The sequence below is a fragment of the Streptomyces sp. NPDC006365 genome (genome assembly GCF_042870755.1).
Lineage (GTDB): Bacteria > Actinomycetota > Actinomycetes > Streptomycetales > Streptomycetaceae > Streptomyces > Streptomyces xiangluensis.
Map to the genome: position 1 here is coordinate 25,992 of NZ_JBIAHS010000017.1, position 11,576 is coordinate 37,567.

Below are 11,576 nucleotides of genomic sequence, written 5' to 3' on the forward strand. Positions count from 1 at the left end.
GCCTCTCGTCGACCGCTACACGGCTTCTTCCGCGGCGGCAGGTTCCCTGGCGTCATCGCGGGAGTGCAGCGACTGCCGGAAACGTGCCAGCTCCTTCTTGACGAAGGGGGCGAGCAGGTAGAGGCCGATGATGTTGATCAGCGCGAGCAGGAAGAGTACGGCGTCGGTGAACGCAAGCACGCTGCCGAAGCTCAGCACCGCACCGATCACGATGAACGCGCAGAACATCAGCTGGTAGACGCGCTCGCTGACCCTGCTCCTGCCGAACAGGTGGCACCACGCCTTCTGGCCGTAATAGGCCCAGGTGATCATGGTGGAGACGGCGAAGAGCGCCACCGCCACAGTGAGGACGTGCGGGAACCAGGGAAGTACCGTCTCGAAGGCGGTGGAAGTGACCGTGACGCCGTCCACGGACGTGCCGTCGGCCACGTACGCCGCCTTCGCCTCGTTCCAGAACCCGGTGTCCGCGATGACGATGGTCAGTGCGGTCATCGTGCAGATGACCACCGTGTCGATGAACGGCTCGAACAGCGCGACGAGACCCTCGGTGGCCGGGTACTTCGTCTTCACGGCGGAGTGCGCGATGGGTGCCGATCCCAGCCCCGCCTCGTTGGAGAACGCGGCACGGGTGAAGCCGACGATCAGGGCACCGATGACACCGCCGACCACGCCCTCGCCGGAGAAGGCTCCCGAGAAGATCGCGCCGAACGCAGCCGGCACCGATGTGATGTTGAACAGGATGACGATCAGGCAGGCGGCCACGTAGACGATGGCCATCGAAGGGACCAGGCGGCTGGTCACCCTGCCGATCGACTTGATTCCGCCGACGATCACGGCACCGACGACAACGGCGAGCAGAATCCCCATGATCAGCGCCGATCCGTCGCCGGCGAGCGGGCCGTCGTCGCCTCCGGTGCTGTTACGGATCTGGCTGACGGTCTGGTTGGCCTGGAACATGTTGCCGCCGCCGAGGCCGAAGAGCAGAACCATGACGGCGGCGAGCCCGGCGAGGGTCTTGCCGGTGACCGCCCCGAGGGTACCGGGCAGCTTCTCCGCGACTCCCTTGCGCAGGTACTGCATGGGGCCGCCGGACACCGAGCCGTCGGGGTGGTAGTCGCGGTAGCGGACACCGAGCGTGCACTCGACGAACTTGGAGGCCATGCCGAGCAGGCCGCAGAGCACCATCCAGAAGGTGGCACCCGCGCCGCCGATGGTGACCGCCACACCCACACCTGCGATGTTGCCGAGGCCGACCGTTCCGGACACGGCCGAGGTCAGCGCCTGGAAATGGGTGATCTCCCCCGGGTCGTCGGGCTTGCTGTGCCTGCCACGGAGAGCCTGCAGGGCCAGTTTGAGCCCGCGCACCTGAATGAAACCGAAGTAGAGGGTGAAGACCAGGCCGGCGACGACGAGCCACCCCACGATCCACGGGAAGGCGGTTCCGAAGACCGTCACTTCCGCGAACACGAAATCGCCGAGTCCGGTGGCTACCGGGTCGAAGAACGAGTTGATGTTTTTCTCTATCGTCCCCAGGAGTCCCTCTTCCGCTTCCTGGGCCTGGAACTGGACACTCGCGAGTGCAGGCCCCAGTTCATCAATCCGAGCCATGGTGATCCCTTTCTCCAGCCCGGCGACACCGACGCTGGCAAGCCCCGGACCGGGGCTTCACATGTCGGGAAACCGTAGGGGGTGCCGACAGGCGGGGTCCCGGTGCGATCGGCCAAAGAACCGGCCAGTGGTTCGTCAATCGGTCCGTCACGCCTGCCGTCGGCAGATTCCGTACGACGTCCACGCAGACGCGCTCTCCATGAACAGGGCCACACGACCATCTGTCGGGGGGACAGGAGCGGATACGGACGCTGGTCGGGGAGCAGGCCCCGTCCAGGGAGCCAGCGCGAAGCCGACGAGCAGGACGCCGACCACTCAGACGGCGAGGAAGACCTGGTGCCGGCGCGGGACCTTGAGGTGGTTCGTGGGCTCACCCCTGCGCCACCGCTCGAGCACCTCCCTCAACACCGGCCTCACGAGCCGGTCCCGCCACTGGCCGGATCAGCGGTTGACGGTCAGGGCGACCGCGACGCGCGATGGTCCTCCGCCGTCACCGAGGGTCTCGCTCCGAGCGTCCGTATGCGCCCAGTGCCGTTCGCCGACCACGGGGCGACACTGTCAATAGCGAGAACACCGTGCAGGTTCGGTCGTGACAATGATGAGCAGCTCGCTACGGATCGGACGAGTCAGCGGGGCACCCTTGCGCATCCACTGGTCAGTCCCGCTGCTGGTATTCCTCTTCGGCTACGGCCTGGTCGATCGGACGCTCCCCGACCTGGTCCCGGGACGGTCGACGACCGCCTACACAGTCGCCGGGCTCGTCGGCGCCCTGCTGCTCCTGTTGAGTCTGCTGGCGCACGAGTCCGCACACGCGATCACGGCCCGACGCAAGGGCATCCCCGTCCACACCGTCACCCTCTGGGCCCTCGGCGGCATGACCGAGATGGGTAAACCGCCCACCCCCAACGGGGCCCTCCTCGTGGCCGTGAGCGGGCCGCTCACCAGCCTGGGCATCGGTGGAGCGGCGCTCGGCGCAGGGACAGGGCTGGACGCGGGACTCGGCTGGGAGGTACCCGCGGCCGTCCTCGTATGGCTCGGATGGGCGAACCTTCTGCTGGGGGTGTTCAACCTCCTGCCCGCCGCGCCGCTCGACGGCGGACGGGTGGTGCAGGCCCTGATGTGGCGGCGCACCGGAGACCGGGAGCGGGCCGAACGGGCAGCCGGCCGCAGCGGACAGATCCTCGGCATCCTGCTGATCGCCCTCGGATGGGTCGCGTTTCTCGGAGGCGCATGGGGCGGACTGTGGCTGGTCCTCATCGGCTTCTTCATCGTGATCGTCGCCAATGCCGAGCGGCGGCAGGCAACTCTGGCCACCGCCCTGGGCGGGCTGCGCGCCGCTGACGCCATGTCCAGTCCCGTGGAGACCGCCCCTGACTGGATCACGGTGCAGCACTTCATTGACGGTCCGGCGATGACCGCCCGCCACTTGACGCTGGCGTTGCTCGACTTCGAGGGACGTCCCAGCGGCTTGCTCGACCTGCCGCGACTCGCGAAGATTCCCGTGGCACAGCGGGAGACCTCGCGCTTGCGCGACGCGGCATCCCCGCTCGGGCAGTGCACCACCTGTGCGCCGGACGACCTGCTCGAGGACGCCCTCAAGCAGCTCAAGCCACTCGGTGGTGTGCGCATCCTCGTCCTGGACGGCCAGCGCCTCACGGGCATCGTCACCGCGCACGACATCATGCGCCTGACCCAGCGACACCAGCTACGCAGGAAAGGGCCGGGCTGAGAACCCCGCCAGTTCGCCAACCGAGCTGAATCCTCGCTCTGCCGTGCGGCACCCGGAGCCCCTGAAAATTGCCAGAAACCGGCAACATCGCACGGCCTGTTGTGCGCTATTAGCGATCTATCAAGGACGCGTCAAGACCGGGTAAGGTTCCCCACGGTGTGCCGGGAAGCCTGGTCGGCGAGCAGGGGATCAATCTCTCTTCCGATCGGGGGTGACCGTCATGGTGCTCGTGGCGGTGTTCGGTACCGCACTGCTGGTGGCGGTGCTGTTGTCCGGCCTGGCGGCGCGGACGGTGCTCTCCACGTCCTTCCTCTTCCTGGTCGGCGGCGCGATCGTCAGTGACGGCTTCCTCGGTCTGATCCACATCACGCCGGACAGCGAGATCGTGGCGGCGACGGCCGATCTGGCGCTGTTCGCGGTGTTGTTCACCGACGGCATGCACGTCTCCTTCGCCAAGCTGCGCGCCAACTGGAAGAACCCGGCGCGCGCCCTGGGCTTGGGCATGCCGCTCGCGTTCGTCTTCATGGCTCTCGTCACTCACTTCCTGGTGGGCCTGGACTGGACGACGTCCTTCCTGGTGGGCGCCGTACTCGCACCGACCGACCCGGTGTTTGCCTCGGCGATCGTGGGTCGTAAGGAAGTCCCGGCGAAACTACGGCAGTTGCTGAACGTGGAGAGCGGCATCAACGACGGGCTGGCTCTCCCGGTGGTGCTCATCCTGATCGCCGCCGCCGGCCCGGCGGCCGGCAGCGCGGAAGCCTCCGGCTCGAAGATCGCGGTGGAACTGCTGCTCGGCCTGGTCTTCGGTGTCGCACTGCCGCTCCTCGTGAACTGGCTGGTGCGTTTCCGGCTGCTGGGGGCGGAGCCGAAGCTGCAGCCGCTGCTGCCGCTGGCGACCGGGATCATCCTGTACGGGGCCTGCCACCTGACCCACGCCAACCCCTACCTCGCCGCCTTCTCGGCGGGCGCGGTCCTGGCGCATGTCTCGCCGGAGGCGAAGGAATCCTTCGAGCCGCTCGGCGAGGCGCTGGCGGAGCTCGCGAAGTTCGCGGCGCTGCTGGTCTTCGGCGCACTGCTGACACCGCAGCTCTTCGGCGACCTGTCGTTCGGCGGCTACGTGACGGTGGTCCTGGCGATTGTCCTGATCCGCCCGGCCTCGCTGCTGCTGTCGCTGATCGGCACGAGCATTTCCCGCAAGGAGAGGCTGGTGGCGGCCTGGTTCGGTCCGAAGGGCTTCGCTTCGGTGGTCTACGGACTCCTGGTCCTGCAGTCCGGCATCCCGCAGGCCGAGGAGGCGTTCACCCTCATCGCCGTCTGCATCGCCTTCTCGATCATCGCGCACAGCTCCACGGACGTACCGATAGCCCGCGCCTTCGACGTCGACGACCTCGCCGGCATCCCGGACAAGCGCGAGGACACGGACACCCCACCCAAGGAGACCCACGCCGATGCGCGCCCATGAACTGGCCGAGCCATACCCCACCGTGTCGGTCGACGACGACGCCCGGGACGCGGCCCGCCTGGTGGTGCGCGAGCGGTTGCCGGCACTGCTGGTCCTCAACCGGGACGAGTACCCGCACGTGATCGTGCCGGCCACCCGCATCATCCAGACCCTCGTCCCCGACTTCGTACAGGAGGACCCAGTCCTCGCCGCCGTGATCGACGACCGGCTCGACGACGACGCCCGGCAGTCGATGACCGGACAGTCGGTGGCCGAGTGGCTGCCCCGCGGCCACCTGCACGCGGCTCCCGTGGTGGGGCCGGACGCCTCGCCGATGCAGATCGCAGCCCTCATGACACGCACGGACACCCCGGTCGTCGCAGTGGTCGAACGCGACGGTGACAAGCCCACGTTGATCGGCGCGATCACCACGGACGCTGTGCTGAACCACTTCACCGGAGGATCATGAACGGCTGGCACAGCTGGGAAGCGATCCGAGCGGATCCTGGGCCGTTCCCACCGCTGGAACCGGAAACAGCCCCCGAGACCTGAGGGCCGTTCTACGTCGCACTCATGGGCAACCTTCACCTTCGCTTGGCCGCCTGCGAGGTGAGCTGTCGGGTTCGGGCCGGCGAAGTGGCCCGGCCACCCGCATGGCTTGCGTGGTGGCTGCGTCCGGAGCGGAACGAGGGGAGATATCCGTTCTGACGACGGCGCGAAGAGGCGGGCGCCTCGGGGCGTACGTACGGCGGCCCGGTCACGTCGGCCCGCCCTCGCCTCCACCTCCCCATGGGCCACTCGGCGCAGACCTCGATGCGGCATGGGCCGAGGTGAACACCCGGAGCGCGCGTGGAGGACACACCGGAGCCGGACCCGCCCGCAGACACCGGGGAGTGACCGGGGCGGTCAGCGGCGGGTGAGGTGCCGCAGCGCAACGACGGCCTGAAGAGCGGCGGCCGGCCGCAACAGGAGGGGGCGGGGCCGCTCGGGCATGGTGCCGCGGTACAGCGCGAGGCCGGTGACGGCGGCGACGGGGAGCGCCCAGGCGGCGACCGCCGCCACGCGTACGGTGCGGCTGGGTTCGTGGCGCAGGGTGAGCCACATCCAGTAGGCGGCATCGGCGAAGGTGTCGCCGTACTCCCCGAAAGGGGAGGTCGTGCCCTGATGGCGGGCGAGGCGTCCGTCGGCGAGATCGAGGCCGATCGCCAGCAACCCGGAGACGCGGTCGGCCCCGCCGGGCAGGGCCGGAAGATTGGCGCGCACCAGCGTCAAGGCGTCCGCGGCGGCGAGACGGGTGCGCTTCTCCAGCAGCCCCAGGTGCAGGACGGCCAGCACCCAACTGGCAGTCACCCAGCGCCGTCCGGGCCGCCTGCCGGCGGCCAGCGCGTACAGGGCGCCGTGCAGGGCGGTGAGTTCGGCCAGCGCCCGCGGTCGTCGGGCGGCCTGACGCAGTGACCGGCGGGCCGCGTGCCCAAGGAAGCGTGCGACGGCTGCCGAGGCGAGGTGCCCTTCACGCAGTTCGGCGAGCAGCAGGTTCGTAGCGGCGCGGCTGTCGGCCAGATCGGATACGGACTCCACGCTCATCCATCCTCCACGTGATCATGGCGCTGAGCGTAGGGGCCGACGCGCCCAAAGGCAGGTGAGCACGCCCACTGATCGTCGGGCATGCCCAGCCTAGCGTCGGTGAGAAGGGACGGACGCGTGGAGAGGTCTGGGCGATGGTGAGTATCGGCGCTCTGGTGGCGACGGCGATGGCGGGCGCGGGTGCGGCGGCCGGGTATCTGGGGCTGGTGACCGGGGCACTTCCTCTGGACGTCGGAGCAGGACGGCGCCGCCGGCCGCTGGGACCGCAGACCGTCGACATCGCGGCCCCGCGTGAGCTGGTGTTCGACGTCATCGCCCAGCCGTATCTGGGCCGGGCCACGCGCGCGATGAGCGGCTCGGCACCGTCACCGCCGCCCAGAACCGCGATCAGCGAGCTACGCAGGCCGGGCAGCGGCAGTGGGCGTTCACGAACGACCTCCGCACGCCGGCCGCCGGAGCCGTCGCGGCCGCGGCCACCGTTCTGCCCGGATGGTCACAGGCCGGACCCGCCGCAGTGGCCCGGGCCGTGCTGATCGGAGCACTCATCGCCCACCTCCTGCACCAGGCCGCCCACCGCCCTTGGCCCACCGCCAAGCCCGCCCACACGATGAGGAACCGCATGTCCGAACGACGCATCGGCACCGCCCCCGCGGCCGTCGCCGCCATGCTCACAGGGGCCGGAGCCGCGATGTACTTCCTGCCCGGCCCCGGCTTCCCCAGGGACCTTTGTCGTCCGGATGCCGGTGTATTGGTTGACCGGACGGCTTCTCAGGTTGCGGCGGCCTGGTCCCGTGTCAGGCGCTCGCGCAGCGTGGCAGTGAATTCCTCGGCCCGCGCCAGCTGGGTGCGGAGCTTCTCCACCTGCTCGGCGGCGCCCTGCTCGTATCCGCGGACGCGCTCCAACAGGGTCTCCCGCTCGTCCGCCGTCAGCTCCTCACCGGAGTCGAGGCGGTCGGTCACCTCCAGCAGATCCCGCATCTCGTCCAGGGCGAAGCCGAGCGGCTTCATACGGCGGATGACCATCAGGCGGGCCACGTCGGCCTCGGTGTAGAGGCGGAAGCCGCCCTGGGAACGGGCGGAGGGGATGACCAGGCCGGTCTCCTCGTAGTGCCGGATGGTGCGCAGCGACAGCTCGGTCCGTGCGGCGACCTCGCCGATCTGCATGTGCTCGCTGCTCACGCGGGCGCCCTTCCTCATCTGTCGCCAAGGCCACAGGCGGCCGACGTCGATCTCTACCGTAACGTTAAGGTAGAGTAGGCGATCGCCGGGGTCGGCTCCGTGCCGCCCCCGCTCCCATGGTGCGGGATGGATCGGTCCCGTGACCGTTTGCCGTGTCGGGGCCGACGATGCCCCCGGCGAAGACCGATGCCTGCAGGAGAGAGCGTGCGCATGCCCATGCCGTCCAGCGCCGCTGCCTGCCCGCCGTGATCCTTCGCCCCTGAGCAGCCCCGCAGATTCCATCTCGGCCGCTGCTTCCTTCTGACTTCAGCCCGCCGTACGTGGGCTTCGCGGATGGCCGGCCCGGCCTTCCTGCGCCTTCCCGCACGCCCCGAGTGATGCCGGGCGTGCCCGAGCACGACAGGTACCTTCCTTGTCTACGTCCGCACTGTCCCCAGCCGCGCGGCTGCGCGGCCTGCGCCCTGACTGGCTGTCCGACCCGAAGGTCTGGCGCACCGAGGTCCTGGCCGGTCTGGTGGTCGCGCTCGCGCTGATCCCCGAGGCGATCTCGTTCTCGATCATCGCGGGGGTCGACCCGGCCATCGGCCTGTTCGCGTCCTTCACCATGGCCGTGACCATCTCGATCGTCGGCGGGCGCCGCGCGATGATCTCCGCCGCGACCGGCGCCATCGCCCTGGTGATCGCTCCACTGAACCGCGAGCACGGCCTGGGCTACCTGGTCGCCGCTGTCATCCTGGCCGGCGTCTTCCAGATCGTGCTCGGCGCGCTCGGCGTCGCCAAGCTGATGCGGTTCGTGCCCCGCAGCGTAATGGTCGGCTTCGTCAACGCCCTCGCCATCCTGATCTTCATGGCCCAGGTGCCCGAGATGCACGACGTGCCCTGGCCCGTCTACCCGCTCATCGCCGCCGGGCTGGCGCTCATGGTGTTCTTCCCGAAGGTCACCACCGTGATCCCGGCCCCGCTCGTCTCCATCGTCACCCTCACCGTGATCACGGTCGCCGCCGCCATTGCGGTGCCGACCGTGGGCGACAAGGGCGAGCTGCCCTCCTCCCTCCCCGTGCCCGGCCTGCCGGACGTGCCATTCACGATGGACACCCTCACCACCATCGCTCCCTACGCGCTCGCGATGGCGCTCGTTGGCCTGATGGAGTCGCTCATGACGGCCAAGCTGGTCGACGACATCACGGACACGCACTCCTCCAAGACGCGAGAGTCGATCGGGCAGGGCATCGCCAACATCGTCACCGGCTTCTTCGGCGGCATGGGCGGCTGCGCGATGATCGGCCAGACGATGATCAACGTGAAGGTGTCCGGCGCCCGTACCCGCCTGTCCACCTTCCTGGCGGGCTCTTTCCTGATGGTGCTGTGCATCGTCTTCGGGCCGGCCGTCTCCGATATCCCCATGGCGGCCCTGGTCGCGGTGATGGTGATGGTGTCGTTCGCGACCTTCGACTGGCACTCCATCGCCCCGAAGACCCTCAAGCGGATGCCGACCGGGGAGATCGCCGTCATGGTCATCACCGTCGCCTGCGTCGTTGCCACCGACAACCTCGCCATCGGCGTCGTCGTCGGCTCCATCACCGCCATGGTCATCTTCGCCAAGCGCGTCGCCCACCTCGCGAACGTCACGGCGGTCACCGACCCCGACGGCAGCAGCGTGGTCTACTCCGTGACCGGCGAACTGTTCTTCGCCTCCTCCAACGACCTCGTCGGCCAGTTCAACTACGCCACCGACCCCGACGAGGTCGTCATCGATCTGAGCGCCGCCCACATCTGGGACGCCTCCTCCGTCGCCGCACTAGATGCGATCGAGACCAAGTACGCCCAACGCGGCAAGACCGTCGAGATCATCGGCCTGAACAAGCCGAGCGCCCATATCCACGAAAAGCTCAGCGGCGAACTCACCGGCAGTCACTGACCGACTGTCACACCCACGAGGGCCGCCGTGGCCCCACCAGCGTCCGCGGCGGCCCTCGCCCTGTCTGCCGCAGAGTTACGAACAGAACGCCCAACCACCACTCGATTCAGCGCTGGTCGGCGGCCTGCTTGAGGAGCCGTTCCAGATCGTGGCCTGCAGCCTCGGTGTCGGTGAGGGCGGCGAAGGCGGGATCTTCGAGCACGTGCTCCGCGTGCTCGGGCAAAGCCTGGCGTATGCGGCGGGCTGGTCCGTGCCTGCCACTGAATCCATTCTGGTGCCGCGCCGTCCGCTCACGCATCGCCCGTCGGGTGACCAGCACTCCCCAAGGAGCTGCAGTCGCCACGGCACCGGGGGCCCACCGAGGTGGGAGCCATCCCGAGCCGGCGGTTGGAAAGCGGGTCAGTCGAAGGGGCGCAGGGGCTGTGCAGGCCAGTTGAGCAGGCGGGCTCCCAGGGTGGCGGTCTGGAGCGCGTAACGCTGGTCGGGGAGCGCTGGATCGTAGCCGGTCAGCGCGCGGACCCGGGCGATGCGGTAGGACACGGCGCGGACGCTGAGCCCGAGGCGTCGTGCGGTGGCGGTGTGGGCACAGCCGCTGTCGAAGTACGCGGTGAGCGTGTTCAGGAGTGGTGCGGGCCCTCCGCGCGCCTGCTCCAGACCGCCGAGGACGGTGGCGACGAGGTCGGTGATGGCTGCCTGGTCCCGGCCCAGGACCTGGAACACCAGCAGGTCGGACGCGTGGATCACGGTGTGCGGCACACCGAGCCGGTCTGCGAGGTCCAGGCTTTCGCGGGCTTCGTGGTAGGAGCGGACGACGCCGTTCGCCCCGGGGCGGGGACGGCTGATGACGATCTGGGGGTGCCGCGCTGTCGATCGGCGGACCGCTGCGGCGAAGTGCTCGCAGGCAGCCCCGTCGTTCCCCGCGGACACACAGATCAGCAGTCCGTCCTTCGCCGCGACCAGGCACCCGGGTCCGTCCCGGTAGGAGGCCATGGCCTCCTCCACATAGCGCGTAGCCGGGATCACGGCGGTGTACGGCGTCTTCGCCCGGGCCACGGCGACCCGGTGTGGCCCGGTGAGCTGGAAGCCGACACGATGGGCCTGCTCCGCCAGGCGGCCGAGGTCGCCCGGGGCGCACAGCAGTCCGTCGACGAAGGCGCGGCGAATCTCTTCCTCACGGCGGATCGCGACGTGGTGCGCGCTTTCGTAGCCCTCGGTGAGGGCGACCGCCACGTCTCGCATGAGGCGCAGCACCTCGGTGGGTGTCGCGGCCTGCGCGGTCGGGCCCATCTCCTGCTGCTCCGTCGTTGACAGGCAGGCGTGCCACGGCCCGTCAAGGTGGGTCTCGATCAATTCGCGCAGCGGGACGCCGTCGTCGGCCGCGCGTGCGGCGAGCGCGTGCAGGCGGGCGCGATCGGCGTCGTCCAGTTCGTGTCCTCTTGCGTGGGCGCCGGCCGACTCGCCGTTGACGGTCATCGCGGACCACCCCTTTACCCCCAGCAGGCTGCGCATTTACGGTCACTTTGCCATGGGTCGGCAAGGAGTGGCAGTACCAGTTGTCCGTCGACGGTCGCGCGCGAACCGGATGCACTCGGCACAGTCGGGTATGACCTCCTCCCGCCACGGGCACGACGACCGACCGGGAGTCTCCATGCGCGCACGTGACCTTGCCGAGCCCTACCCCTCGATAGGGCTGGGGGACCCCCTCTCCGCCGCTGCCGATCTCCTGGTGGAGCAGCGGCTGCCGGCCCTGCTGGTGCTCGACCCGTTCGGGCAGCCGGTCGGCGTGCTGCGAGCGGAGCAGCTGATCGACGACTGCCTGCCGCGTTATTTCACACAGGACCCACTGCTCGCCCGGATCATCGACGAGAGGTATGCCGACCGGCTGTGCGTCGCGCCTGAACGGCTGGTGTCCGACTGCCTGCGCCTGGGCCGCCCCAAGCCGTTTTCCGTCACCCCGAACTGCACCATCGTGGAGATCGCCGAGCTGATGGCCCGTACCGGCTCCCCGGTCGTGGCCGTGATGGACACGAATCCCGACGGTACGCCCCGGCTTGTCGGGGCGGTCACCGCCACCCGGCTCCTGGAGCGGCTCCGGCAGGGCACGCCGGCGTGACCCG

10 protein-coding genes are annotated in these 11,576 nt (G+C 69.3%); 6 read left to right on the forward strand and 4 right to left on the reverse strand.

The annotated features are described in order from the left end of the window. Positions 1-15 precede the first annotated feature (15 nt). The gene (locus tag ACFYO0_RS34440; RefSeq protein WP_388684044.1) at positions 16-1,608 is read right to left on the reverse strand and encodes an alanine/glycine:cation symporter family protein; all 1,593 of its coding nucleotides are present in this window, start codon (positions 1,606-1,608) and stop codon (positions 16-18) included. Between the two features lie 598 nt (positions 1,609-2,206). On the opposite strand from ACFYO0_RS34440, the gene ACFYO0_RS34445 reads away from it, so the two are divergent. The 3 genes from ACFYO0_RS34445 (at position 2,207) to ACFYO0_RS34455 (ending at position 5,247) form a co-directional block, all read left to right on the forward strand. Beyond that, a complete protein-coding gene (locus ACFYO0_RS34445) occupies positions 2,207-3,337 on the forward strand; it encodes a site-2 protease family protein (protein ID WP_388684449.1) in 1,131 nt (376 codons plus the stop codon). A 220-nt stretch (positions 3,338-3,557) separates the two neighbouring features. Continuing rightward, positions 3,558-4,799: a cation:proton antiporter gene (locus ACFYO0_RS34450; protein WP_388684046.1), complete on the forward strand. Its 1,242-nt coding sequence runs from the start codon at positions 3,558-3,560 to the stop codon at positions 4,797-4,799. After that, a complete protein-coding gene (locus ACFYO0_RS34455) occupies positions 4,786-5,247 on the forward strand; it encodes a CBS domain-containing protein (protein WP_388684049.1) in 462 nt (153 codons plus the stop codon). The genes ACFYO0_RS34450 and ACFYO0_RS34455 overlap by 14 nt, the downstream gene beginning before the upstream one ends. A gap of 437 nt (positions 5,248-5,684) precedes the next feature. Here ACFYO0_RS34455 and ACFYO0_RS34460 read toward each other — a convergent pair whose 3' ends face one another. Beyond that, a complete protein-coding gene (locus ACFYO0_RS34460; protein WP_388684051.1) occupies positions 5,685-6,362 on the reverse strand; it encodes a CDP-alcohol phosphatidyltransferase family protein in 678 nt (225 codons plus the stop codon). A 134-nt stretch (positions 6,363-6,496) separates the two neighbouring features. Between ACFYO0_RS34460 and ACFYO0_RS34465 the strand changes: the two genes are divergently transcribed. Beyond that, the gene (locus ACFYO0_RS34465; protein WP_388684054.1) at positions 6,497-6,895 is read left to right on the forward strand and encodes a hypothetical protein; all 399 of its coding nucleotides are present in this window, start codon (positions 6,497-6,499) and stop codon (positions 6,893-6,895) included. A 235-nt stretch (positions 6,896-7,130) separates the two neighbouring features. Here the strand turns inward: ACFYO0_RS34465 and ACFYO0_RS34470 are convergent, their stop codons facing one another. Further along, entirely contained in the window at positions 7,131-7,541 is a 411-nt protein-coding gene (locus ACFYO0_RS34470) for a MerR family transcriptional regulator (protein ID WP_388684056.1), read from the reverse strand. Between the two features lie 412 nt (positions 7,542-7,953). On the opposite strand from ACFYO0_RS34470, the gene ACFYO0_RS34475 reads away from it, so the two are divergent. Beyond that, the gene (locus tag ACFYO0_RS34475; protein WP_388684058.1) at positions 7,954-9,459 is read left to right on the forward strand and encodes a SulP family inorganic anion transporter; all 1,506 of its coding nucleotides are present in this window, start codon (positions 7,954-7,956) and stop codon (positions 9,457-9,459) included. Between the two features lie 399 nt (positions 9,460-9,858). Here ACFYO0_RS34475 and ACFYO0_RS34480 read toward each other — a convergent pair whose 3' ends face one another. After that, entirely contained in the window at positions 9,859-10,932 is a 1,074-nt protein-coding gene (locus ACFYO0_RS34480) for a PucR family transcriptional regulator (RefSeq protein WP_388684061.1), read from the reverse strand. A gap of 175 nt (positions 10,933-11,107) precedes the next feature. Between ACFYO0_RS34480 and ACFYO0_RS34485 the strand changes: the two genes are divergently transcribed. Continuing rightward, positions 11,108-11,572, forward strand: coding sequence for a CBS domain-containing protein (locus ACFYO0_RS34485; RefSeq protein WP_388684063.1), 465 nt, complete (start codon positions 11,108-11,110; stop codon positions 11,570-11,572). Positions 11,573-11,576 lie beyond the last annotated feature (4 nt).